Genomic DNA, 23576 nt, shown 5'->3' with positions numbered 1-23576 from the left:
GCTTAACCGCCCATCGAGCGTGAAGAGGAGCTGGAGCCCGCGGCGCTACGCTGCATCGTCGATTGCTTAGCGACGGATTCGCCAAAACCGCCGCGGGTGACGGTCGTGGTGGTTGCCGGTTTCGGCGCCATCGCGGTTTTCGGCACGTTCATGGTACGGCCCGGTTGCGCCGCGCCATAGCTCTTACCGCTGGCATCGGTGTACTGGCCGTAGGCCGGGCTGGCCGGGTTCTTCGAGCTAAACAGCGGCTGCTGCGCGGCCATGCCGCCGCCCATCAGGCGACCCATCATGTAGCCGGCCATCAGCGGCATCCAGAAGCTGCCGCTGCTTTGCGCCTGCGCCTGGTTTTCCGGGGCGACGCCCGCCTGAGCCGGCGCCTGCTGGCATTGGCCTTCGCCGAACTCGGCGACGCAGTCTTCACGGCTGGCGTATTTCGGCGCGGTGCGCGCGGCTTCTTTCACCGCGTTATTGTAGGCGGTGGTGCACTCTGCGGCTTTGCTTGGGTTAGCCGCGGAGCAGTCATCGGCGTTCTGATACAGAGAAACCGTCTCGTCAGTTTTTTCGCAACCGGCGAGCATAAAGACGGCGGTGACGGCAAGGGCGACCGGCGTCAGGTGGCGAGCGCTCCAGCTTTTGCGGAACGACGCATGATTAATATTTTTTGTCCGTTTCATATTTGTCTTCCAGGACCCAGTGGTAGTGCGTTTGTCAACGCTCAGGATAGAGTATGAGTGGTGGAAAATGAAGCGAAAGAGGGTAAAAGCGGAGGTCTTTACGTTGCCTTACGTTTAACGCCCCGCCTGACCCGAAGGCCAGACGAGGCGTCATCGCGTTCAACGATTAGTGGCTAAACGGATTAGAACCGCTGGTCTTCGTCGTACGGGCGGCAGCCGGCTGTGCGGAAGCGGTGTTCGCATAACCGTCAGCGGCGGCGTCCTGCTGCGGATTTTCCGGCGCAACGCTGTCCGGTGAAGTCGGAATCGCTTTACCCAGCGTGTTGTTCAGCGCGATCAGATCCTGCTCGTTCAGCGTGCCGAGAGCGGACTTGATATTCAGCTCGTTGATCAGGTAGTTATAACGGGCGTTGGAGAGCTGCTGCTTGGCGTTGTACAGCGTGGTGGTCGCATCCAACACGTCAACGATGGTACGCGTACCCACCGAATAACCCGCTTCCATCGCATCCAGGGAGCTCTGCGCAGAGACAACGGCCTGTTTGTAGGCATTGATGCTGCTGATGGAGGCATTCACGTTGTTAAACGACGAACGCACGGTCTGCACCACGCTGCGGTGCGCGCTTTCCAGCTGCTCGCTGGCGCCGACAAAGTTGTATTGAGCCTGTTTCACCTGTGAGTTAACCATCCCGCCCTGATACAGCGGCAGGGTGAAGTTCAGGCCGACTGTGTTTTGCCCGATATCGGCGTCCGGGGAAATCTTTTTGGAACCGCTATAACGGTTATTAGAGACACTGGTAGAAGCATTCAAATCAAGAGTAGGTAAATGGCCATCCTGCGCCTGGCGAATCTGCTCACGAGCCAGATCCTGATTCAGACGCGCCTGCAGCAGCGACAGGTTACGGTTTTCCGCTTCCTTCAGCAGCGCGTTCACCGCCTGCGGTTTGTTGGTTTTGAAGCCGTTAACGTTCAGCGACGCCAGCTCAGGATAGTAGTTGCCGGTGACCTGACGCAACTCTTCAACGGCGTTGTCGAGGTCGTTACGCGCGGTCACTTCATTTGCCAGCACGGCGTCGTATTGCGAGCGGGCGTTCTGCACGTCAGTGATGGCAACCAGGCCCACGTTAAAGCGCTGGGTGGTTTGATCCAACTGGCGGTAGATGGCCTGTTTCTGGGCTTCGGTATAGGAGAGCGTATCGATAGCGGCCAGAACTTTAAAGTAAGCCGTCGCGGTATTCAGAATCAGCGTTTGCTGGTCAGTCTGATAGGTGACATCCTGAATGCCCGCCGTTTTTTCCTGCAGGGTCAGCGCGCGCCATTTCGACATATCGAACAGGGTTTGCGTTAACTGCAGTGAACCGGTGGTGACGTTGGAGTTCCGGTCTTTGTAATCACGGAACCCGCTGGTATAGGTATAATCCGCGCCCAGACCGAGTTGCGGCAGTAATGGGCTTCGCGCTTCGTTGATCTTTTCGAATGCAGCATCGCGATCGGCTGCCGATTTACGCAGGTCAGGGTTGCTAATACGCGCCTGCTGATAAACCTGCAACAGGTTCTCTGCCTGGCTCATGGCGCTGAAGCCAGTCAGGCCCAGGCCGATAAGGATGGGAAAAAGTTTCTTCATTTGCATTCCTTGTTGTGAAGCATTTAGCGCTACTCAAATTCTAAAAATAATCGCTGATTGTATCGACTCTGTCGCCGTAAAAAGTTGGCGTTACGTGCCATAGGGCGGTAATTTGCACCAATCTAACATACAGGCTGTAAAACGGTAGCCAAACGGCCTATAAATCCCTACTTTCGGATGAGCAGGACACAGACAATGAGCAAACCTAATCAGCAGGGAATTACCTTCTCTAAAAACGATGTAGAAATTATTGCACGGGAAACGCTCTATCGCGGTTTTTTTTCGCTCGATTTGTATCGTTTTCGCCATCGCCTGTTTAACGGCGGGATGAGCGGCGAGGTTACCCGCGAAATTTTTGAGCGCGGGCACGCCGCCGTCTTGCTACCCTTTGACCCGGTGCGTGATGAAGTTGTGCTGGTCGAGCAGATCCGCATTGCCGCCTATGATACCAGCGAGAGCCCGTGGCTGCTGGAAATGGTCGCCGGGATGATAGAAGAAGGCGAAACGGTAGAAGATGTCGCCCGCCGGGAAGCTCTGGAAGAGGCCGGGCTTGAAGTTGGGCGCACCAAACCAATATTAAGCTATCTGGCAAGCCCAGGCGGCACCAGCGAGCGGTTATCGATCCTGGTGGGCGAAGTTGATGCATCGACGGCAAAAGGCATTCACGGCCTGGCCGAAGAAAACGAGGATATTCGGGTGCATGTGGTGAGCCGGGAACAGGCTTACCAGTGGGTAGAAGAGGGGAAAATCGACAACGCGGCTTCTGTCATCGCCCTGCAATGGCTGCAGCTGCATTATCATAGCTTACGAAACGAGTGGAAATAATATGAAGCGTTATACACCTGACTTCCCGGAAATGATGCGCCTGTGCGAAACCAATTTCGCCCAGCTGCGCCGCCTGTTGCCTCGCACTGAGGCGGTCGGCGATATGGCGAACTATCAGGTGGGGGCGGCGCAATATCGATTAACGGTGGTCGAATCGACCCGCTACACTACATTAGTGACAATAGAACAGACGATGCCTGCGGTGAGCTACTGGAGCCTGCCGTCAATGACGGTGCGCCTGTATCACGACGCCATGGTGGCTGAAGTGTGTTCAAGTCAGCAGATTTTTCGCTTCAAAGCGAGATATGATTACCCTAATAAAAAGTTGCATCAACGCGACGAAAAGCATCAAATTAATCAGTTTCTGGCCGACTGGCTGCGTTACTGTTTAGCACATGGAGCGATGGCGATTCCGGTTTGTTAGCGTCGTGAAACCTAAGGACACCATTTGGAAAGCCTGTTAAACCTACCTCTGGCTGGTGAGACCAGAGTCAGGATATTACAAATTACTGATACTCACCTGTTTGCTGAAAAACATGAAACGCTGTTGGGTATCAATACCTGGGAAAGTTATCAGGCTGTATTGGATGCGATACATGCCTCACAGCGTGAATGCGACCTGATTGTAGCAACAGGCGATCTGGCGCAAGACCACTCTGCCGCGGCCTATCAGCATTTCGCTGAAGGCATCGCGAGCTTTGCCGCACCCTGCGTCTGGCTGCCGGGAAACCATGATTTCCAACCGGCGATGTACAGCACGCTGCACGATGCCGGCATCTCTCCCGCAAAACGCGTCCTGTTGGGCGATCATTGGCAAATCCTGCTGCTGGACAGCCAGGTCTTTGGCGTGCCTCACGGCGAGCTGAGCGATTTCCAACTGGAGTGGCTTGAGCATCAATTGAATGCTGAACCTGAGCGCTACACGCTGCTATTACTGCATCATCATCCGCTGCCGGCGGGCTGTAGCTGGCTCGATCAGCATAGCCTGCGCAACGCCGGGGCGTTAGACCACATTCTGAGCAACTATCCGCGGGTTAAGCACCTGCTATGCGGCCATATTCACCAGGAGCTGGATCTCGACTGGAACGGGCGGCGGATGATGGCGACGCCATCGACCTGCGTGCAGTTTAAACCGCACTGCGCTAATTTCACCCTCGATACCGTCTCTCCAGGCTGGCGCTGGCTTGAACTGCATCCTGATGGCGTGTTGACGACTGAAGTCTGTCGTCTCAGCGGCGCCGAGTTTCACCCGGATATCGCTTCAGAAGGATACTGATGTCTACTCTTCTTTATCTGCACGGATTTAACAGCTCGCCGCGCTCGGCGAAAGCGACGGCGCTGAAAACGTGGCTGGCGCAGCACCACCCGGAAATTAACATGGTGGTGCCGGAACTGCCTGCTTTCCCGGCGCAGGCGGCAGAGATGCTGGAAGCCATCGTGCTGGAGCACGGCGGCGAGCCGTTAGGCGTGGTGGGGTCGTCGTTGGGCGGCTACTACGCCACCTGGCTGTCGCAATGTTTTATGCTGCCGGCGGTGGTGATTAACCCGGCGGTGCGGCCATTTGAACTGCTGAATAATTTTCTTGGCCCCAATGAGAATCCGTACACCGGGCAGCAATATGTGCTAGAGTCTCGCCATATTTACGATCTTAAAGTCATGCATATCGACCCGCTGGAAGCGCCTGACCTTATCTGGTTATTGCAGCAAACGGGCGATGAAGTGCTTGATTACCGCCAGGCTGTTGACTACTTCGCCTCCTGCCGTCAAACGGTCGAGGAGGGCGGTAATCACGCATTTGTTGGCTTTGAAGATCATTTCACCCAGATTATCGATTTTCTGGGCCTGCGCTAAGCGGTTCAGAACGACCTACGAATACACACCATGACGCAATCTTCATATAACGCTGATGCCATTGAGGTACTCACCGGGCTTGAGCCGGTTCGCCGCCGCCCGGGAATGTACACCGACACAACCCGTCCTAACCATCTTGGTCAGGAAGTTATTGATAACAGTGTGGATGAAGCACTGGCCGGCCACGCGAAACGCGTGGAGGTCATCCTCCATGTCGATCAATCGTTGGAGGTTATCGACGACGGGCGCGGGATGCCGGTTGATATCCACCCGGAAGAAGGGGTTCCGGCGGTTGAGCTGATTCTTTGTCGGCTGCACGCGGGCGGGAAGTTTTCTAACAAAAACTACCAGTTCTCCGGCGGCCTACATGGGGTGGGGATTTCTGTCGTCAACGCCTTGTCTAAGCGCGTGGAAGTCAACGTGCGCCGCGATGGTCAGGTCTACAGCATCGCCTTTGAAAATGGGGAAAAAGTTGAAGACCTGCGCGTCACCGGCACCTGCGGTAAACGCAACACCGGGACCAGCGTCCATTTCTGGCCGGATGAAAGCTTCTTCGATAGCCCGCGTTTCTCCGTCTCGCGGCTAACTCACCTGCTAAAAGCGAAAGCGGTGCTGTGCCCGGGCGTGGAAATTGTTTTCCGCGACCAGGTGAACAACAGCGAGCAGCGCTGGTGCTATGCGGACGGCCTAAATGATTATCTGTGCGAGGCGGTCAACGGCCTGCCGCTGCTGCCGGAAAAACCGTTTGTCGGCAACTTCTCCGGCGAAACGGAAGCGGTGGACTGGGCGCTGCTGTGGCTGCCGGAAGGCGGCGAACTGCTGACCGAAAGCTACGTAAACCTGATCCCGACTATGCAGGGCGGTACGCACGTTAACGGTCTGCGTCAGGGGTTGCTCGACGCAATGCGCGAGTTTTGCGAATACCGCAATATTCTGCCGCGCGGCGTGAAGCTGTCGGCGGAAGATATCTGGGATCGCTGCGCGTACGTACTGTCGGTGAAGATGCAGGATCCGCAGTTCGCCGGGCAGACGAAAGAACGTCTGTCGTCGCGCCAGTGCGCGGCATTCGTCTCCGGGGTGGTTAAAGACGCCTTCAGTCTGTGGCTGAATCAGAACGTACAGGCGGCGGAGCTGCTGGCGGAAATGGCCATTTCCAGCGCCCAGCGTCGCCTGCGCGCCGCCAAGAAAGTGGTGCGCAAAAAGCTCACCAGCGGCCCGGCGCTGCCGGGTAAGCTGGCGGACTGCACCGCGCAGGACCTGAACCGCACCGAACTGTTCCTTGTCGAAGGGGACTCGGCGGGCGGTTCGGCGAAACAGGCGCGTGACCGTGAATATCAGGCGATTATGCCGCTGAAAGGCAAGATCCTGAATACCTGGGAAGTCTCTTCCGATGAAGTGCTCGCTTCGCAAGAGGTGCACGACATTTCGGTGGCGATTGGTATCGACCCGGATAGCGATGATTTAAGCCAGTTGCGTTACGGTAAGATCTGTATTCTCGCCGATGCCGACTCGGATGGTCTGCACATCGCTACCCTGCTGTGCGCGCTGTTTGTTAAGCATTTCCGTACCCTGGTGAAAGAGGGCCACGTGTACGTCGCGCTGCCGCCGCTGTATCGTATCGACCTCGGTAAAGAGGTTTACTACGCGCTGACGGAAGAAGAAAAAGCCGGCGTGCTGGAGCAGTTGAAACGTAAGAAGGGCAAGCCGAACGTACAGCGCTTTAAAGGGCTGGGTGAGATGAACCCGATGCAGCTACGTGAAACCACGCTCGACCCGAACACCCGCCGCCTGGTGCAGCTCATCATCACCGATGAAGACGAGCAGCAAACGACCGCGGTGATGGATATGCTGTTGGCCAAGAAGCGTTCTGAAGACCGCCGCAACTGGCTGCAGGAAAAAGGCGATATGGCGGATCTCGAAGCCTAAGCCGACGTCAGCCGCCAGATGCGAAAAAGGGAGCCTCAGGCTCCCTTTTTTACTTCTGTCGGGCTTATACGCCAGCCTGCAGAATGCGGATGCTGGTTTCCAGCACGTCGCCTTTGACCGCTTCAGCGTAAGCCTTCATGTGCGGCGTTTGCAGATGCGCTTCAAGATGCGCGACGCTTTCCCACTGCTCGACCATTACGATCGAATCCGGGGCGGAGGTCTGGAAACTCACGCCAGCGGCGTGGTCAACCAGCGGCGCGTAGCCGTGGCAACCCTCTTCCTGCAGTACCACAGGGACAATTTTAGCGAACTGATCCAGTACCGCCTGACGGTGGTGCTGGCCCGGACGAGTACGAATTTCGGCAATCACTGTTAACATGGTTAACTCAACTCCTTCTGTATGTAGGCTTCTAGTTAACCAAAAATCGCTGCCAGATGCTTGCGATATTCTGCGATGACGTGTGGAACGTCAGGCATTTTAATCACGTCGTTGGCGATAAAGGTCGGCATCGCGCTCATGCCAAGGAACTGATTGGCTTTGTGGAACGGCAGGTAAACGCCATCAACGCCGACGCCGTGGAAGAACTGATCTTTATCGGTGAATGCTTCCATCGGCGCATTCCAGGTTAGCGACAGCATATACTGTTTGCCCTGAATCAACCCGCCGGAGCCATATTTTTTGCTGTCATCGGAGCGGGTACGGCCATCGCTGGCGTACAGAGAACCATGGCCTTCGGTGAAGACGTCATCCATGTACTTTTTCACGGTCCACGGCGCGCCCATCCACCAGCCCGGCATCTGCCAGATAACCACGTCGGCCCACAGGAAATTCTGCACTTCTTCTTTTACATCGTACTCGCTCTCCGCGCGGACGATTTTAACATCATGCCCGACGTCGCGCAGATAACCATCCGCGACCTCGGTCAGGGTGTCGTTCAATTGGCCATTAGAGTGAGCGAATTTTTTCGCCCCGTTGATAATCAGGATGTTGCTCATTTTTTGCCCTCAACCTATTAAATTTGTCGGCAATTTTACCCCGCGAAGCGGGGCAGTAAAATGAGCAAAATGTGCAAAGTCTTTTGCATTTTTGGCAATAATGTGGCTACCAGTAAACGCGCGCCTCGAAGCCGCCGTCGCGCGCGTTAGCAAAATCAACCCGCATGCCGTGCAGCGCGGCGATGCGACGAACGATCGATAAGCCTAATCCGCTGCCGGGGGCATCCTGGCCCGGCGGGCGATAAAAACGCTCGCCAATGCGTGCCAGCGCTTGCGGGCTAATGCCTGGACCATTGTCGCGGACCCGGAATTCGCGGGCGGAAAGGGTGATATCCACCTGGCTACCGCGCGGGCTGTAACGTATGGCATTATCCAGCAGATTGCGTACCAGCAGGCTGAGCAGCAGCGGCTGGCCGGTGCGGACGATATTGCTGGCGTTCAGATGCAGGCGTAACTCAATGGCGGACTGCTGCGCATGGTGATACATCTCCATTACAGCCGACTGCAACAGGTCGTCGATGGCGACCGGCTGCACGTCATCCAGTTGCGCAAGGGAATCCAGCCGCGACAGCGTAAGTAATTGATCGACCAGCCGAGTGGCGCGGTCAATGCCCTGATGTAGTTGCGCCAACGCTTTATCCCGACCTTCGGGATCGTCCATTGAAAGCTGGGCGACTTCGGTTTGCACCTTCAGCGCCGCCAGCGGGCTGCGCAACTCATGGGCGGCATCAGAGGTAAAGCGACGCTCGCGTAGCATGGTTTCGTGGGTACGGCTGAATAGCTGATTCAGAGCATCGACCAGCGGGCGAACTTCCGAAGGGATTTTGTCGTCCGACAGACGTTCCGCCGAATCCGGCGCGCGCTGGCGCAGGGTTCGAGCCAGTTTCTTCAATGGCGCCAGCTCGCGGCTTAATAGCACGATGAGCAGCACGAACATCAGCGGTAGCGCGACCAGCCACGGCGTGAGCTGCGAGGTGACGATATCCATCGCCATTTCCCGGCGATAATCCCACTCCTGGCCGACGGCGATACGATGACGGCCGTCAGCGGTGGTCAGCCACAAAAAACGCCATTCGTCGTCATCGCCACGCAGGTAGCCATCGCTGAAGCCTTCGCGCTGCGAACCCCATTGAATATCTTCGCCGTTTTCACCATCGTTAAGCACCATTTTTCCGTCGCGGGTGAAAATAGCGAAGGCCAGCGCGTCATCATCAAGATGGCCGTGTTTAACTTTTTTCTTTTCGCGGATCTGCGCCGGTCGCGCCTGCAGCTCATCGACATTCATGGCGCTCAGGCGGCGGGCGAAGAGCAGTTGTTGGGTATCAAACAGCTTATCCAGCTTTTCGCTGGTCTGCTGCCAGGCGATCACGCTGGCAATCCCCCAGGCGGCGCTGGTGAGCAGGACAAACAGCAGCGTCAGGCGCAGGCGCAGGCTCAGACGGGCGAGTCGTTTCATGCGTCACCCAGGGTATAGCCGATGCCGTGCACGGTGCGGATAAAACCGCTGCCGAGTTTGCGACGCAGATGGTGAACGTGAACTTCCACGGCGTTGCTGGAGACCTCGTCGTCCCAGTTATAAAGCTTTTCCTCGATAAGCTTACGCGGCAATACGCGCCCCGCGTTGCGCATAAGCAGTTCCAGCAGGGCGAATTCCTTCGGCTTCAGCGCCAGGCTTTCGCCATCAAGGCTGGCGGTTAAGCGGTTCGGGTCGAGGCTCACCTTGCCGTGGCGCAGCTCGCTGCTGCTCTGGCCGTGAGCGCGGCGGATCAGCGCTTCGAGACGCGCCGCCACCTCAATGAGGGCGAAGGGTTTACACAGATAATCATCGGCGCCGAGCTGTAGCCCTTCAACCCGCTGGCTAAGCGCGTCGCGGGCGGTGAGGATCAGCACGGGTTCATTACGGCCTTTATCGCGCCATTCGCGCAGAATATCGAGGCCGTCAATGCCGGGGAGAGTCAGGTCAAGTATCGCGGCGTCATAAGGGGCGCTATATAAGGCGTTTTTGCCCTCCTGGCCTGCGGTAAACCAGTCGATGCTGAAGCCCATTTTGCTCAGCCCGGCTTTGATGCCGTCGCCGATCAGTTTGTCATCTTCCACCAATAATATGCGCATGTTTCCCTCCGACGATCCCGTTTCTTTGCGCAGTAAACCGCGTTGATGCAGGGGATGTACAGCATTAAAATTTCTTTTTTCCGCTTAAGAAGTCGTTAAGTTTTGTCAGGCGTAATAGGAGCCATACCAACACATAAGGGAGATTATAAAATGAAAAAAATTGCTGCGATGACCGCGATTATTGCTTTGGTTTCCATGCCGGTACTGGCCGCCGGGCAGGGTGGATTCACCGGACCGTCTACTACCACTACCTCGCAGGCCGGCGGCTTCACCGGGCCGAGCGGCGCGGTGACCACCGTGGCGAACGCCAAGTCGCTGCGCGATGACACCTGGGTGACCCTGCGCGGTAAAATCGTCGAGCGCATCTCTGATGACCTGTATAAATTCCAGGATGCCTCCGGCGTGGTGAACGTCGATATCGACCACAAGCGCTGGAACGGCGTGACCGTCGGCCCGCAGGATACGGTAGAAATTCAGGGTGAAGTCGATAAAGACTGGAACTCGGTAGAGATCGACGTGAAGCAGATCCGTAAAATCACGCCATAATGCCCGCGCCGGAGAGTGCGCAAGATCGGTCAGGAATCGCTATCCTCGCTCTGGCAGAGTGTGTCGCGTGGAGGAGACGATGAACGATATTAAGGCCAGCCCGGCGTACGTCGGGCGTTTTCAGCGAGTCTGTTTGTACATTGAGAACCATCTTGATGAGCCGCTAACGCTGGAGGCGCTGAGCGCGATTGCGTATAGCTCGCCTTACCATTTTCACCGGCAATTTAGTGCGTATACCGGCGTTCCGCTGTACCGGTATATTCAGTGGTTACGCCTGCGGCGCGCCTGTTGGCGCCTGGCCTTCAACCCGCACGATAAAATCATCGATATTGCCCTTGATGCCGGATTTCAAAATTCGGAGTCGTTCAGTCGCGCCTTCCGTACCGCGTTTGATCAAAGCCCGACTCAGTTCCGTCAGCGACCGGATTGGGCCGAGTGGCATCGACGCGTACCGAAACATACGCTACAGGAGCAAACTTCGATGGACGTAAACATTATTCAATTTCCAGCCACAAGGATCGCCGTATTGCAACATCGCGGGAGCCCGGACCTGGTCAACGCCACCGCCGCGCGTTTTATCGCATGGCGCAAAACGAGCGGGCTGTCGCCAGTCGCCACCAGCGAAACTTGGGGCATTGCCTGGGACGATCCGCAAACAACGCCAGGCGACGCGTTTCGTTTTGATATCTGCGGCACCGTTGAGCAACCGATTAGCGAAAATGCGTTTGGCGTGATTAACGGCGAGATCCCGGCAGGCCGTTGCGCAGTGGCCCGCCATCACGGTTCGCTGGATGCGCTGGCGCAAAGCGTCTGGTTTCTCTATCGCGACTGGCTGCCCGCCTCCGGGGAGACGCTAAGGGATTTTCCGGTGTACTTCCGCTACCTCAATTTTGTGCATGAAGTTGGCGAGCATGAACTCCGCACCGATATTTATTTGCCGCTAGCCTGATTGATATCCTCATCCTCTTTAACCGATCTCACTTCCTGTGACTCAGGGCGTGAGATCGGGTATTATCGCGGGTAGTTTTGCCGCCGCAATGGCCGCGTCCCAGATTGAGGATCCACGATTAATGAGCGATATGGCAGAGCGCCTCGCGCTACATGAATTCACGGAAAATGCCTACCTGAACTACTCCATGTACGTCATCATGGACAGGGCATTACCGTTTATTGGCGATGGCTTAAAGCCGGTTCAGCGCCGCATTGTCTATGCAATGTCCGAGCTGGGCCTGAACGCCAGCGCCAAGTTCAAAAAATCCGCCCGCACCGTCGGCGACGTGTTGGGTAAATATCACCCGCACGGCGACAGCGCCTGTTATGAAGCGATGGTGCTGATGGCGCAGCCGTTCTCTTACCGCTACCCGCTGGTAGACGGGCAGGGGAACTGGGGCGCGCCGGACGATCCGAAATCCTTCGCGGCGATGCGTTACACCGAATCCCGCCTGTCGAAATACGCCGAACTGCTGCTCAGCGAACTGGGTCAGGGCACCGTCGATTGGGTGCCGAACTTTGACGGTACGCTGCAGGAGCCAAAAATGCTGCCGGCGCGTCTGCCGAACATCCTGCTGAACGGCACCACCGGCATTGCGGTCGGTATGGCTACCGATATTCCGCCGCACAACCTGCGTGAAGTGGCGCAGGCGGCGATTACGCTGCTGGAAAAACCGAAAACCACGCTCGATGAGCTGCTGGATATCGTGCAGGGGCCGGACTACCCGACCGAAGCGGAAATCATTACCCCGCGCGCGGAAATTCGCAAAATCTACCAGAACGGCCGCGGTTCGGTGCGCATGCGCGCCGTGTGGACGAAAGAAGACGGCGCGGTGGTGATTAGCGCGCTGCCGCATCAGGTGTCCGGCGCGCGCGTGCTGGAACAGATCGCCGCGCAGATGCGTAACAAAAAGCTGCCGATGGTTGATGATCTACGTGATGAATCGGATCATGAAAACCCGACCCGTCTGGTGATCGTGCCGCGTTCCAACCGCGTGGATATGGAGCAGGTGATGAACCACCTGTTCGCCACCACCGATCTGGAAAAGAGCTACCGCATCAACCTCAACATGATCGGCCTGGACAATCGTCCGGCGGTGAAAAACCTGCTTGAAATCCTGACGGAGTGGTTAACCTTCCGTCGTGATACCGTGCGTAACCGCCTGAACTACCGTCTGGAAAAAGTCCTCAAGCGCCTGCACATCCTCGAAGGTTTGCTGGTCGCGTTCCTCAACATTGATGAAGTGATTGAGATAATCCGCCACGAAGATGAACCGAAGCCGGCGCTGATTGCCCGCTTCGGCATCAGCGAAACCCAGGCGGAAGCGATTCTGGAATTAAAACTGCGTCATCTCGCCAGGCTGGAAGAGATGAAGATCCGCGGCGAGCAGAGCGAGCTGGAAAAAGAGCGCGATCAGCTGCAGGCGATTCTGGCCTCCGAACGCAAGATGAATAACCTGCTGAAGAAAGAGCTGCAGGCCGATGCCGATACCTTTGGCGACGATCGCCGTTCGCCGCTGCGCGAGCGCGAAGAAGCGAAGGCCATGAGCGAGCACGATATGCTGCCGTCCGAGCCGGTCACTATCGTTCTGTCGCAGATGGGTTGGGTGCGTAGCGCCAAAGGCCACGATATCGACGCGCAGGGGCTGAGCTACAAAGCCGGCGATAGCTGGAAAGCGTCGGTTAAAGGCAAGAGCAACCAGCCGGTGGTGTTTATTGATACCACCGGGCGCAGCTACGCCATCGACCCGATTACGCTGCCTTCCGCCCGCGGCCAGGGCGAGCCGGTCACCGGTAAAGTGACGCTGCCGCCGGGCGCCAGCGTAGAACATATGCTGATGGAGGCAGACGATCAGAGGCTGCTGATGGCCTCCGATGCCGGCTACGGTTTCGTCTGTACCTTCAACGACCTGGTGGCGCGCAACCGCGCCGGTAAGGCGCTGATTACGCTGCCGGACAACGCGCATGTGATGCCGCCGCTGGTCATTGAAGACGATGCCGATATGCTGTTGGCGATTACCCATGCCGGACGCATGCTGATGTTCCCGGTGAGCGATCTGCCGCAGCTGTCGAAAGGCAAAGGCAACAAGATTATCAACATTCCGTCGGCGGAAGCCGCCTCCGGCCAGGATGGTCTGGCGCACCTGTTTGTCCTGCCGCCGCAGAGCACGCTAACTATCCACGTCGGCAAGCGTAAGATCAAACTGCGTCCGGAAGAGCTGCAAAAAGTCACCGGCGAGCGCGGCCGTCGCGGTTCGCTGATGCGTGGCCTGCAGAAAATCGACCGCGTGGAGATCGACTCCCCGCGCCGCGCCTCAGCTGGCGACAGCGAAGAGTAAGATCCGCATCCTTCACCCGGCTGGAGGATGCGAAAATTTGCCGCAAAATCGTTGTTTATTCAGGCATTGCGATTAACATGTCCTCCAGGGGCGGAGATTTTCCGCCCCGCGTTGAGAGGGCAGCGGTGTCCTGAGCCTGTGATTCAACGGGTATAACGCTAAGCGGTTTGGGTTTCAGAGGAAGCTATGTTATTTATTTTTCGACTAATTTTTGTTGTCATTTATTGCATCGTCGTGTGCATATTTGGCAGTCTTTACTGCTTGTTCAGCCCGCGCAACCCTAAGCACGTCGCGACGTTTGGTCATCTGTTTGGCCGCCTGTCCCCGGTATTTGGCCTGAAAGTCGAACTGCGTAAGCCTGCGGACGCGGAAAGCTACGGCAATGCGATCTACATCGCTAACCACCAGAACAACTATGATATGGTGACAGCGTCGAACATCGTGCAGCCGCCGACGGTTACCGTGGGTAAAAAAAGCCTGTTATGGATACCGTTCTTTGGCCAGCTTTACTGGCTGACGGGCAACCTGCTGATTGACCGCAATAACCGAACCAAAGCGCACGGCACTATTGCCGAAGTGGTGAATGCGTTTAAAAAGCGTAAAATTTCGTTCTGGATGTTCCCGGAAGGGACCCGCAGCCGCGGCCGCGGTCTGCTGCCCTTTAAAACCGGCGCGTTCCACGCGGCCATCGCCGCTGGCGTACCGATTATTCCAGTATGCGTGTCGAATACATCGAACAAAATTAAACTCAATCGCTGGAACAATGGTCTGGTGATTGTCGAGATGCTGCCGCCGGTCGATACCAGCCAGTTTGGTAAAGATAACGTGCGCGCGCTGGCGACACACTGCCGCGAGATGATGTCCGCTAAAATCGCCGAGCTGGATAAAGAAGTGGCCGAGCGCGAAGCGGCTGGAAAGAAATAATACAGGAAACGCCGCGAACGCGAGCGTATTGCTGGCGGGAAACGAATTCCCTTTTTGCATTGTCAGTATTTCATGGAGTTAATATGTCACTCAGTCGGCGTCAGTTTATTAAGGCTTCAGGTGTAGCGCTGTGCGCGGGCGCCGCGCCGCTGAAGGCTCATGCCGCCGGCCAGCAGCCGGTGCTCCCCATTCCGCCTCTGCTGGAATCCCGTCGCGGTCAGCCGCTGTTTATGACCCTGCAACGTTCTCACTGGTCATTCACCCAGGGAACGCGCGCGCCGGTATGGGGCATCAATGGCCGCTACCTGGGGCCGACCATCCGCGTCTGGAATGGTGATGACGTCAAACTTATCTACAGTAACCGCCTGACCGAAAATGTCGCCATGACGATTCGCGGCCTGCAGGTGCCGGGGCCGCTGATTGGCGGCGCGGCGCGCATGATGTCGCCGAATGCGGATTGGGCGCCGGTATTGCCGATTCGCCAGAGTGCGGCCACTTTGTGGTATCAGGCGAATACCCCGAACCGGATGGCGAAACAGGTTTACAACGGCCTGGCGGGAATGTGGCTGGTAGAAGACGAGGTCAGCAAAAACCTGCCGATCCCGAACCACTACGGCGTTGATGATTTCCCGGTGATTATTCAGGATAAGCGGCTGGATAACTTCGGCACTCCGGAATATAGCGAACCGGGCAGCGGTGGTTTCGTGGGTGATACCCTGTTGGTCAACGGCGCGCAGGGGCCCTATGTCGAAGTCTCTCGCGGCTGGGTACGACTGCGTCTGCTGAACGCATCTAACTCGCGCCGCTATCAGTTGCAGATGAGCGATGGTCGTCTGCTGCACGTTATCTCAGGCGATCAGGGCTTCCTGCCGGCGCCGGTCTCACTTAAGCAATTGTCGCTGGCCCCCGGCGAGCGGCGTGAAATTCTGGTCGATATGACCAACGGCGATGAAGTGTCGATTACCTGCGGTGAAGCGGCGAGCATTGTCGACCGTATCCGCGGTTTCTTCGAGCCGTCGAGCATTTTGATCTCCACGCTGGTGCTGACGCTGCGTCCGACCGGGCTGCTGCCGCTGGTTACCGATAGCCTGCCGGTGCGCCTGCTGCCGACCGAGCTGCTCTCCGGTACGCCGCTGCGCAGCCGTGATATTACTCTTGGCGACGACCCAGGCATCAATGGCCAACTGTGGGATCCGCAGCGCATTGATATCACCGCTCAGCAGGGAACGTGGGAGCGCTGGACCGTGCGCGCCGACCGCCCGCAGTCGTTCCATATTGAAGGCGTGATGTTCCAGATCCGTAACGTCAACGGGACCATGCCGTTCCCGGAAGATCGGGGCTGGAAAGATACGGTGTGGATTGATGGGCAGGTGGAACTGCTGGTGTATTATAACCAGCCTTCCTGGCCGCACTTCCCGTTCCAGTACCTGAGCCAGACGCTGGAGCTCGCCGACCGCGGCTCGATTGGCCAGATCCTGGTGAATCCGGCGCCGTAATATCCGCAACCCTGGCCGCAACCCGGTCAGGGTTTGAGAAAATCCTCCTTCATTTCCACTATCATTCCGGCTTATAATCCACGCCCTTTTGGTTATTTTTTTATCATTTTCCCCGGAAGCAATATGAGCGCAATATCCCTGATCCAGCCGGATCGTGACCTATTTTCCTGGCCGCAATACTGGGCTGCCTGTTTTGGCCCTGCGCCATTTTTACCGATGTCGCGTGAAGAGATGGATCAACTTGGCTGGGATAGCTGCGACATTATTCTGGTGACCGGCGACGCCTACGTCGACCATCCAAGTTTCGGCATGGCTATCTGCGGCCGTATGCTGGAAGCGCAGGGATTCCGCGTAGGGATCATCTCCCAGCCGGACTGGAACAGCAAAGAAGACTTCATGCGCCTGGGTAAGCCGAATCTGTTCTTCGGCGTCACTGCGGGCAATATGGACTCAATGATCAACCGCTATACCGCCGACCGTAAGCTGCGCCATGACGACGCCTATACCGCCGGCAACGTCGCGGGTAAGCGCCCGGACCGCGCGACGCTGGTCTATACCCAGCGCTGTAAAGAGGCGTGGAAAGACGTGCCGGTGATCCTCGGCGGTATTGAAGCCAGCCTGCGCCGTACCGCGCACTACGATTATTGGTCCGATACCGTACGCCGCTCAGTGCTGGTGGATTCGAAAGCCGATATGCTGATGTTCGGCAATGGCGAGCGCCCGCTGGTAGAAGTGGCGCATCGTCTGGCGATGGGCGAGGCCATCGGTGATATTCGCGATGTGCGTAATACCGCGATCATGGTAAAAGAAGCGTTGCCGGGCTGGAGCGGCGTTGACTCCACGCGTCTGGATACGCCGGGCAAAATCGACCCGATTCCGCATCCGTACGGTGAAGACCTACCGTGCGCCGATAACAAACCCGTGCCCCCGAAAAAAGCCGAGGCCAAAGCCGTTGTCGTGCAGCCGCCGCGGCCAAAACCGTGGGAAAAAACCTACGTGTTGCTGCCATCCTTCGAGAAGGTCAAAGGCGACAAAGTGCTCTATGCCCACGCGTCGCGCATTCTGCACCATGAAACCAACCCCGGCTGCGCCCGTGCGCTAATGCAAAAGCACGGTGAGCGTTATATCTGGGTTAACCCGCCGGCGATCCCGCTGTCGACTGAAGAGATGGACAGCGTCTTTGCGTTACCGTACAAGCGTGTGCCGCATCCTTCTTATGGCGATGCGCGTATCCCGGCCTACGAGATGATTCGCTTCTCCATTAACATTATGCGCGGCTGTTTCGGCGGCTGTTCTTTCTGCTCGATCACCGAACACGAAGGGCGCATCATCCAGAGCCGCTCCGAAGATTCGATCATTAATGAAATCGAAGCGATTCGCGACACGGTCCCCGGCTTTACCGGCATTATTTCCGATCTTGGCGGCCCAACCGCCAATATGTATATGCTGCGCTGCAAATCCCCGCGCGCCGAGCAGACCTGCCGTCGTCTCTCCTGCGTCTACCCGGATATCTGCCCGCACATGGATACCAACCATGAGCCGACGATTAATCTGTACCGCCGCGCTCGTGACCTGAAAGGCATTAAGAAAATCCTTATCGCATCGGGTGTGCGTTACGACATCGCCGTAGAGGATCCACGCTATATCAAAGAACTGGCGACCCACCACGTCGGTGGCTATCTGAAGATCGCTCCGGAGCATACCGAAGAGGGGCCGCTGTCGAAAATGATGAAGCCGGGGATGGGAAGCTACGACCGCTTTAAAGAGCTGTTTGATACCTATTCGAAGCAGGCGGGTAAAGAACAGTACCTGATCCCGTACTTTATTTCCGCTCACCCAGGGACGCGCGATGAAGATATGGTGAACCTGGCACTGTGGCTGAAGCGTCATCGCTTCCGTCTAGACCAGGTACAGAATTTCTACCCGTCGCCGCTGGCGAACTCAACCACCATGTATTACACCGGCAAGAACCCGCTGGGTAAAATCGGCTATAAGAGCGAAGATGTGGTGGTGCCGAAGGGCGACAAACAGCGCCGTCTGCATAAAGCGCTGCTGCGCTATCACGATCCGGCAAACTGGCCGCTGATCCGTCAGGCGCTGGAAGCGATGGGTAAAAAGCATCTGATTGGTTCACGCCGTGACTGCCTGGTGCCGGCGCCGACGCTGGACGAGATGCGTGAAGCGCGTCGCCAGAACCGTCATACCCGTCCGGCGCTGACGAAGCATACGCCGGTTGCGCATCAGCGCCAGACGCCAGCCGCCTCGGGGGCGAAAAAGCGTATCAAGCCGAAGACGGCGTCCCGCTAAGCCGCTTCCCCGGCGGTTCCGATCGCCGGGGGAAAGCCTGTCACATAAGGAGAGAGAACGATAATGACGCCGGTAATCCTGTCACGACAGCAGCTGGATAGGTTGTGGGAGATAGACCGCAGCGAAATTATCGACACCCTTTATAAGCTCGATGATGGCCAACTCCAGGCGTATCCGCAGTACTATGACGTCCGTGGCTGGGATCCTCACGATCGACAGATTTATACGCCTATTCACGAGGCCTGCTACGATCGCGGCGGTATATTTTTCGCCTTTTTCGAGCAGAATAAAATCATTGCCGCGGCGGCGATGGATACCTTGCCAAGGGGGGAAAAGGGCGATCTGCGCCAACTGTTATTCTTTTATGTGGGCGCGGCGCAGCGCGGCCAGGGATGGGGGCGACGTCTGTTTGACTATGCGCTGCAGCAGCTTCCTGCTCTGGGCGCATCAGGCCTGTATATTTCGTCCATCCCCAACAAAAGCACCGTTGATTTTTATCTCTCTCAGGGGTGTCGTTTAATTGATGAGCCCGACCCGGAGCTGTTTGCTCTGGAGCCTGAGGATATTCATTTAATCTATTCGGGCGTTCTGCAGAAATAAAGTCGGGGTCATTTTCGTTGATAAGAGCGAAGCAGTGCTTCGTTTCGCCGATTGCTGGTATCAATTTCCTGATAAATGCTGCTTCCTTCATTGATAACGTCGTCAACCAACCAACGATTATTTTCAGCCACCATATCCAGAGTTAGCGTAGTGCTGTCATTATTCTCTTTAAAAGGACGAAAACGCACTTCAGCTCTGGCATGGCGTGTACTTTCATCAATGATGCGAATGCTTTCAATCCGGAGGTCTTGATAGTCCTGGCAGGCGCAGATAGGGTCGAAATCCAGTATGCCGATGTCCCCGGGAAGTATGAACTGGTCGCTTTTTCGTAGCGCTTTTTTCATCCGTGAAGAGATAATTGATTTCTCACTCATGTCGCTGAAGGCGACAGGGGTCTGGCTATCTTCGGCATAGCCCTGATAGATCTGGCGGATAGTTTGTTCTACTGACCGTTGCGGAATTTGCGCATAAGTAACACAGCTCAACAACAGCAATAATAACGGCCAACACTTTAACATTTTCTGCGAACCTTCTGGCGACGGTAGAACCTGAAAAAATAGTATCAACAGCAGGTTAATATAGGTATGAATGAATTCTGAATATTAATACTGCCGGCTTGCGGCGGCGTAACTAACGCGAGATTATCTAACCATCAGGCATTGCTATTGGCATTGAGAGGAAAGGATGCAAAAGCCGTATTTACTCACATTACTGATCTCGCTTTGCTTATTACAAGGCTGCGTGACCCGCTATCAGTCTCAGCCTGAAGTTAACGGGCAACTGCTGGATAACGCCGGCAACCCGATCGCCGGGGCGCAAATTACGCTAACCGGCAGCGGCGACAGCGCGGATACGCTGTCTGATAGCGATGGGCGATTCAGTTTTAATAAAGCGCATAAATGGGCGTTCTATCTGCCGATTGGCCCTATCGACTGGATGCATCGCGCGGAATTGCATTTTACAACCCCGCATGGGGAATATGCCTATCTGCTTACCTCGCGAATGGGTAATGCCCACGAGTTAGACGGCGCGCAATATCATGTGCGATGCAAAATTCCGGCCGCAGCAATGACGCCGCCGCCGGAAATATGTTATCGGGTGGGAGATTAACCGCCGAACTGATCCGGGTCGGGGCCGAGACGTTTGCCCTGGTCCAGCTTAGCGATTTCACTGAGTTCGTCTTTGTCGAGACGGAAGTCCCAGACGTCAAAGTTTTCCGCAATACGCGATGGCGTGACGGATTTCGGGATCACCACCAGTCCGCTGTCGAGATGCCAGCGAATGACGATTTGCGCTGGCGTTTTGCCGTATTTATCCGCCAGATGGTGAATAATTTTCTGATCGAAGACCCCTTTGCCGCCCTGCGCTAATGGGCTCCAGGATTCGGTCTGGATTTTGTGGGTGGCGTTCCATGCATGCAGTTGACGCTGCTGCATTAACGGGTGCAGCTCAATCTGGTTAATCACCGGAGCGACGCCGGTTTCATCAATCAGCTTTTGCAGATGCGGCACCTGGAAATTACATACCCCAATGCTTTTTGCCAGCCCTTGCTGCTGCAATTCGATCAGCGCCTGCCAGGCTTCGACGTAATGGCCTATCGCTGGCACCGGCCAGTGAATTAAATAGAGATCCACATAGTCCAGTTTCAGCTTGCTCAGGCTCTCTTTTAGCGCTTCATGCGGCCGTTTTTGATCGTCGTTCCACAGTTTGGTAGTGATGAAGAGCTCATCGCGATTGACGCCCGCGCTGCTTAACGCGTTGCCGACGCCAGCCTCATTTTGGTACGCGGCGGCGGTGTCAAAAGAACGATAACCGACTTCCAGCGCCTTATGAATGGCGGAGACGACTTCCTCGTTGCCTGCTTTCCACACGCCGAGACCCAACTGCGGCATCAGGTTGCCGTCGTGTAGTTTTATAACGGTTGGATGTGTCATGCCTTCCTCCTGTTAATGAACTCAGCGTGAAAAATCCGCCGAGGGGTAGCATTAAGTCTGGACGAAATAGCTAAAAACGGTAGTAAAAACACCTCTCCCCGGCGTTTGTTTAACGTAAGGAGAGGTGAATCAGGCGGGGATAACTTAGCGGGCAGCCTCGTAAATACGGCGGCTGACGTCCAGAGTGATATCCTGATTTTCGCCAAGCTTAGTCATGCCGTGCTCTTCCAGTTTCGCCAGCAGCGCCGGGATGGAGCTACCGTCGAGACCGTAATCGGAAAGGCGAGTCGGCACGCCCATCTGCTCGAAGAAACTCCGGGTTGCGGCGATAGCTGCATCGATACGTTGCTCTTCGGAACCTTCGGTAATATTCCACACGCGCTCGGCGTACTGCAGCAGCTTAGCGCGCTTGGTATCGCGTTTTTCATTCCACAGCGCCGGCAGCACGATAGCCAGCGTCTGAGCGTGATCCAGGCCGTGCATCGCCGTCAGTTCGTGGCCGAGCATATGCGTCGCCCAGTCCTGCGGCACGCCTGCGCCGATAAGACCGTTCAATGCCTGCGTCGCCGCCCACATAATGTTGGCGCGCACGTTGTAGTTCTCCGGTTCCTGCAGCGCTTTCGGGCCATCTTCCACCAGCGTCAGCAGAATGCCTTCAGCGAAACGGTCCTGAATTTTGCCGTCAACCGGATAGGTCACGTACTGCTCAACGGTATGGACGAAAGCGTCAACGACGCCGTTAGCGACCTGGCGCGGCGGCAGAGTGTAGGTATAAACCGGATCGAGGATCGCAAAGACCGGCTGAACGTGTTCGGACATAAACGCGCGTTTATCGCCGGTGGTTTTACGCGAGATAACCGCGCCTTTATTTGATTCGGAACCGGTCGCCGGCAGGGTCAATACTGAGCCCATCGGAATAGCGCGGGTAATCTTGCTGCCGTAGGTTTCCAGAATTTCCCACGGATCGATATTCGCGTCATAGTGCGCGGCCGCGGCGATAAATTTGGTGCCATCGAGCACCGAACCGCCGCCAACCGCCAGCAGGAAAGTCACTTTCTCTTCGCGCGCGATTTTCACCGCATTCATCAGCGTTTCGTAAGACGGGTTTGGCTCAATTCCGCCGAACTCCAGCACGTCAAAGCCAGCCAGCGCGCTCAGTACCTGGTCCAGTACGCCGGTTTTCTTCACGCTACCGCCGCCGTAAGTCACCAGCACGCGAGCGCCGGCTGGGATTTGTTCGCGCAGGTCGGCGATGGCGCCTTTGCCGAACAGAATGCGGGTTGGGGTATGTAAATTGAAGTTATTCATGGCTGGTGCCCTCATAAAGATGAAACTCCCGGCAGAAAGGACGACTCTCTACCCGATGGCGGCTATTGTGTTCCTGCGACCGTTTCCTCTCAATGCACATTCCTGCCATTGTCTTGCCCATTTCTCCATTGGGCTGGAGAAAAAGAAGGAAACTACGCACAATAAGCTTGTAGAAAAGTCGTCGGAGAAGCAGCGAAAATGAACCGTGCCGAGATATGCCAGCTATTAACAGATAAAGTTAACAAGCTGAAAGATAAGCAAGAAATGCTAAGTGAACTGCTGCCGGATATCCGTCTGCTGTACGGGACGCAGCCGGGCACCCGTACGCCGGTGATGTACCAGCCGGGGATCGTTTTTCTCTTTTCCGGCCATAAAATTGGCTATATCAATGAACGAACCTTCCGTTATGACACCAACGAATACTTACTGTTAACCGTCCCGCTACCGTTCGAATGCGAAACCTTCGCGACTCCGGAAGTGCCGCTGGCGGGAATGCGGTTGAATGTCGATATTTTGCAGTTGCAGGAGCTGCTGATGGATATCGGCGAAGATGAGCTTTTTCAGCCGTCGGTCGCCTCCAGCGGGATCAACTCGGCGGTGCTATCAGAAGAGATCCTCTGCGCGGCGGAACGCCTGTTAGACGTGATGGAGCGGCCGCTGGACGCGCGCATTCTCGGCAAACAGATTATCCGCGAGATCCTTTATCACGTCCTGATTGGCCCCTGCGGCGGCGCGCTGCTGGCGCTGGTCAGCCGACAGACGCACTTTAGCCTGATTAGCCGCGTTCTGAAGCGTATTGAAAGCCAGTACACCGAAAACCTTAGCGTTGACCAACTGGCAGCGGAAGCGAATATGAGCGTCTCGGCGTTTCACCATAATTTTAAATCGGTCACCAGCACCTCGCCGCTGCAGTATTTGAAGACCTATCGTCTGCATAAGGCCAGAATGCTGATGATCCATGACGGCATGAAAGCCAGTGCGGCGGCGATGCGCGTCGGCTACGAAAGCGCCTCGCAGTTTAGCCGCGAGTTTAAACGCTATTTCGGTATTACGCCGGGTGAAGATGCCGCGCGTATTCGCACGATGCAGGGGATTTGATAAGGATGCGGCGCCTGTAGCCCCGGTAA

Annotated in this window: 22 protein-coding genes and 1 pseudogene; 14 read left to right on the top strand and 9 right to left on the bottom strand. The window is 56.3% G+C overall.

Annotated features, from left to right (window positions below):
• Nucleotides 1-2: 2 nt before the first annotated feature.
• Both ABLU80_RS15935 and tolC read right to left on the bottom strand, forming a co-directional pair.
• Nucleotides 3-674, bottom strand: coding sequence for a DUF1190 family protein (locus ABLU80_RS15935; RefSeq protein WP_015369647.1), 672 nt, complete (start codon nt 672-674; stop codon nt 3-5).
• 166 nt (nt 675-840) lie between these two features.
• Nucleotides 841-2295 carry an outer membrane channel protein TolC gene (tolC, locus tag ABLU80_RS15930; RefSeq protein WP_348850174.1) on the bottom strand — a complete coding sequence of 485 codons (1455 nt, stop codon included), beginning with the start codon at nt 2293-2295 and terminating at the stop codon, nt 841-843.
• A gap of 195 nt (nt 2296-2490) precedes the next feature.
• On the opposite strand from tolC, the gene nudF reads away from it, so the two are divergent.
• The 5 genes from nudF to parE are packed head-to-tail and all read left to right on the top strand — an operon-like array spanning nt 2491 to nt 6897.
• Nucleotides 2491-3120: an ADP-ribose diphosphatase gene (gene nudF / locus ABLU80_RS15925; RefSeq protein ID WP_015369649.1), complete on the top strand. Its 630-nt coding sequence runs from the start codon at nt 2491-2493 to the stop codon at nt 3118-3120.
• A gap of 1 nt (nt 3121) precedes the next feature.
• Nucleotides 3122-3544 (top strand): DUF1249 family protein, encoded by a 423-nt coding sequence (locus tag ABLU80_RS15920; RefSeq protein ID WP_015703512.1) that lies wholly within the window; start codon nt 3122-3124, stop codon nt 3542-3544.
• Nucleotides 3545-3568: 24 nt separating this feature from the next.
• Entirely contained in the window at nt 3569-4396 is an 828-nt protein-coding gene (gene cpdA / locus ABLU80_RS15915) for a 3',5'-cyclic-AMP phosphodiesterase (RefSeq protein WP_015369651.1), read from the top strand.
• Nucleotides 4396-4971 (top strand): esterase YqiA, encoded by a 576-nt coding sequence (gene yqiA / locus ABLU80_RS15910; protein WP_045377729.1) that lies wholly within the window; start codon nt 4396-4398, stop codon nt 4969-4971. Before cpdA ends, yqiA begins: the two co-directional genes overlap by 1 nt.
• Before the next feature lie 30 nt (nt 4972-5001).
• On the top strand, nt 5002-6897 hold the full coding sequence (parE, locus tag ABLU80_RS15905) for a DNA topoisomerase IV subunit B (RefSeq protein ID WP_348850173.1): 1896 nt from the start codon (nt 5002-5004) through the stop codon (nt 6895-6897).
• A 64-nt stretch (nt 6898-6961) separates the two neighbouring features.
• Here the strand turns inward: parE and ABLU80_RS15900 are convergent, their stop codons facing one another.
• The 4 genes from ABLU80_RS15900 to qseB all read right to left on the bottom strand — a co-directional run bounded on the left by ABLU80_RS15900 (nt 6962) and on the right by qseB (nt 10005).
• Nucleotides 6962-7276, bottom strand: a complete 315-nt coding sequence (locus ABLU80_RS15900) for a putative quinol monooxygenase (RefSeq protein ID WP_015369654.1) — start codon at nt 7274-7276, stop codon at nt 6962-6964.
• Between the two features lie 35 nt (nt 7277-7311).
• Nucleotides 7312-7893, bottom strand: coding sequence for an NAD(P)H-dependent oxidoreductase (locus ABLU80_RS15895; RefSeq protein WP_032709174.1), 582 nt, complete (start codon nt 7891-7893; stop codon nt 7312-7314).
• A gap of 106 nt (nt 7894-7999) precedes the next feature.
• On the bottom strand, nt 8000-9349 hold the full coding sequence (gene qseC, locus ABLU80_RS15890; RefSeq protein WP_163389142.1) for a quorum sensing histidine kinase QseC: 1350 nt from the start codon (nt 9347-9349) through the stop codon (nt 8000-8002).
• On the bottom strand, nt 9346-10005 hold the full coding sequence (gene qseB, locus ABLU80_RS15885; protein WP_032712534.1) for a quorum sensing response regulator transcription factor QseB: 660 nt from the start codon (nt 10003-10005) through the stop codon (nt 9346-9348). Before qseB ends, qseC begins: the two co-directional genes overlap by 4 nt.
• A gap of 150 nt (nt 10006-10155) precedes the next feature.
• On the opposite strand from qseB, the gene ABLU80_RS15880 reads away from it, so the two are divergent.
• From ABLU80_RS15880 to ABLU80_RS15850, 7 genes and pseudogenes are all read left to right on the top strand, one after another.
• Nucleotides 10156-10551 (top strand): YgiW/YdeI family stress tolerance OB fold protein, encoded by a 396-nt coding sequence (locus ABLU80_RS15880; RefSeq protein WP_015369658.1) that lies wholly within the window; start codon nt 10156-10158, stop codon nt 10549-10551.
• A gap of 79 nt (nt 10552-10630) precedes the next feature.
• A complete protein-coding gene (locus ABLU80_RS15875; RefSeq protein WP_045414311.1) occupies nt 10631-11500 on the top strand; it encodes an AraC family transcriptional regulator in 870 nt (289 codons plus the stop codon).
• A 121-nt stretch (nt 11501-11621) separates the two neighbouring features.
• Nucleotides 11622-13880, top strand: a complete 2259-nt coding sequence (parC, locus tag ABLU80_RS15870; protein WP_020077913.1) for a DNA topoisomerase IV subunit A — start codon at nt 11622-11624, stop codon at nt 13878-13880.
• A 186-nt stretch (nt 13881-14066) separates the two neighbouring features.
• Nucleotides 14067-14804 (top strand): 1-acylglycerol-3-phosphate O-acyltransferase, encoded by a 738-nt coding sequence (gene plsC / locus ABLU80_RS15865; protein ID WP_015369660.1) that lies wholly within the window; start codon nt 14067-14069, stop codon nt 14802-14804.
• An 83-nt stretch (nt 14805-14887) separates the two neighbouring features.
• Nucleotides 14888-16300, top strand: a complete 1413-nt coding sequence (ftsP, locus tag ABLU80_RS15860; protein WP_015369661.1) for a cell division protein FtsP — start codon at nt 14888-14890, stop codon at nt 16298-16300.
• A gap of 33 nt (nt 16301-16333) precedes the next feature.
• A pseudogene (locus tag ABLU80_RS15855) lies at nt 16334-18671 on the top strand (YgiQ family radical SAM protein).
• Nucleotides 18671-19207 (top strand): GNAT family N-acetyltransferase, encoded by a 537-nt coding sequence (locus tag ABLU80_RS15850; RefSeq protein WP_047079784.1) that lies wholly within the window; start codon nt 18671-18673, stop codon nt 19205-19207. The pseudogene ABLU80_RS15855 and the gene ABLU80_RS15850 overlap by 1 nt, the downstream one beginning before the upstream one ends.
• An 8-nt stretch (nt 19208-19215) precedes the next feature.
• On the opposite strand, the gene ABLU80_RS15845 is transcribed toward ABLU80_RS15850, so the two are convergent.
• On the bottom strand, nt 19216-19725 hold the full coding sequence (locus tag ABLU80_RS15845; RefSeq protein WP_047043511.1) for a DUF3828 domain-containing protein: 510 nt from the start codon (nt 19723-19725) through the stop codon (nt 19216-19218).
• A gap of 166 nt (nt 19726-19891) precedes the next feature.
• On the opposite strand from ABLU80_RS15845, the gene ABLU80_RS15840 reads away from it, so the two are divergent.
• On the top strand, nt 19892-20317 hold the full coding sequence (locus tag ABLU80_RS15840; RefSeq protein WP_045364192.1) for a carboxypeptidase-like regulatory domain-containing protein: 426 nt from the start codon (nt 19892-19894) through the stop codon (nt 20315-20317).
• On the opposite strand, the gene dkgA is transcribed toward ABLU80_RS15840, so the two are convergent.
• Entirely contained in the window at nt 20314-21141 is an 828-nt protein-coding gene (gene dkgA, locus ABLU80_RS15835) for a 2,5-didehydrogluconate reductase DkgA (RefSeq protein ID WP_015369664.1), read from the bottom strand. The two genes, ABLU80_RS15840 and dkgA, sit on opposite strands and share 4 nt — an antisense overlap.
• Before the next feature lie 144 nt (nt 21142-21285).
• On the bottom strand, nt 21286-22449 hold the full coding sequence (gene yqhD / locus ABLU80_RS15830; protein WP_047079782.1) for an alcohol dehydrogenase: 1164 nt from the start codon (nt 22447-22449) through the stop codon (nt 21286-21288).
• 198 nt (nt 22450-22647) lie between these two features.
• Between yqhD and ABLU80_RS15825 the strand changes: the two genes are divergently transcribed.
• Nucleotides 22648-23547: an AraC family transcriptional regulator gene (locus ABLU80_RS15825; protein WP_015703501.1), complete on the top strand. Its 900-nt coding sequence runs from the start codon at nt 22648-22650 to the stop codon at nt 23545-23547.
• Nucleotides 23548-23576: the final 29 nt, after the last annotated feature.

Origin of the sequence: Klebsiella sp. CN_Kp104 (assembly GCF_040064515.1) — a bacterium.
GTDB classification, from domain to species: domain Bacteria; phylum Pseudomonadota; class Gammaproteobacteria; order Enterobacterales; family Enterobacteriaceae; genus Klebsiella; species Klebsiella aerogenes.
Note: the sequence above shows the minus strand (reverse complement) of the source record. Positions and strands in the feature narration are given on the sequence as shown.

Excerpts from the sequence above, each read along its gene's own strand:
- ABLU80_RS15935 (WP_015369647.1), bottom strand. The coding sequence starts at position 674 with ATGAAACGGACAAAAAATATTAATCATGCGTCGTTCCGCAAAAGCTGG.
- tolC (WP_348850174.1), bottom strand. The coding sequence starts at position 2,295 with ATGAAGAAACTTTTTCCCATCCTTATCGGCCTGGGCCTGACTGGCTTC.
- nudF (WP_015369649.1), top strand. The coding sequence starts at position 2,491 with ATGAGCAAACCTAATCAGCAGGGAATTACCTTCTCTAAAAACGATGTA.
- ABLU80_RS15920 (WP_015703512.1), top strand. The coding sequence starts at position 3,122 with ATGAAGCGTTATACACCTGACTTCCCGGAAATGATGCGCCTGTGCGAA.
- yqiA (WP_045377729.1), top strand. The coding sequence starts at position 4,396 with ATGTCTACTCTTCTTTATCTGCACGGATTTAACAGCTCGCCGCGCTCG.
- parE (WP_348850173.1), top strand. The coding sequence starts at position 5,002 with ATGACGCAATCTTCATATAACGCTGATGCCATTGAGGTACTCACCGGG.
- ABLU80_RS15900 (WP_015369654.1), bottom strand. The coding sequence starts at position 7,276 with ATGTTAACAGTGATTGCCGAAATTCGTACTCGTCCGGGCCAGCACCAC.
- ABLU80_RS15895 (WP_032709174.1), bottom strand. The coding sequence starts at position 7,893 with ATGAGCAACATCCTGATTATCAACGGGGCGAAAAAATTCGCTCACTCT.
- qseC (WP_163389142.1), bottom strand. The coding sequence starts at position 9,349 with ATGAAACGACTCGCCCGTCTGAGCCTGCGCCTGCGCCTGACGCTGCTG.
- qseB (WP_032712534.1), bottom strand. The coding sequence starts at position 10,005 with ATGCGCATATTATTGGTGGAAGATGACAAACTGATCGGCGACGGCATC.
- ABLU80_RS15880 (WP_015369658.1), top strand. The coding sequence starts at position 10,156 with ATGAAAAAAATTGCTGCGATGACCGCGATTATTGCTTTGGTTTCCATG.
- ABLU80_RS15875 (WP_045414311.1), top strand. The coding sequence starts at position 10,631 with ATGAACGATATTAAGGCCAGCCCGGCGTACGTCGGGCGTTTTCAGCGA.
- parC (WP_020077913.1), top strand. The coding sequence starts at position 11,622 with ATGAGCGATATGGCAGAGCGCCTCGCGCTACATGAATTCACGGAAAAT.
- plsC (WP_015369660.1), top strand. The coding sequence starts at position 14,067 with ATGTTATTTATTTTTCGACTAATTTTTGTTGTCATTTATTGCATCGTC.
- ftsP (WP_015369661.1), top strand. The coding sequence starts at position 14,888 with ATGTCACTCAGTCGGCGTCAGTTTATTAAGGCTTCAGGTGTAGCGCTG.
- ABLU80_RS15850 (WP_047079784.1), top strand. The coding sequence starts at position 18,671 with ATGACGCCGGTAATCCTGTCACGACAGCAGCTGGATAGGTTGTGGGAG.
- ABLU80_RS15845 (WP_047043511.1), bottom strand. The coding sequence starts at position 19,725 with ATGTTAAAGTGTTGGCCGTTATTATTGCTGTTGTTGAGCTGTGTTACT.
- ABLU80_RS15840 (WP_045364192.1), top strand. The coding sequence starts at position 19,892 with ATGCAAAAGCCGTATTTACTCACATTACTGATCTCGCTTTGCTTATTA.
- dkgA (WP_015369664.1), bottom strand. The coding sequence starts at position 21,141 with ATGACACATCCAACCGTTATAAAACTACACGACGGCAACCTGATGCCG.
- yqhD (WP_047079782.1), bottom strand. The coding sequence starts at position 22,449 with ATGAATAACTTCAATTTACATACCCCAACCCGCATTCTGTTCGGCAAA.
- ABLU80_RS15825 (WP_015703501.1), top strand. The coding sequence starts at position 22,648 with ATGAACCGTGCCGAGATATGCCAGCTATTAACAGATAAAGTTAACAAG.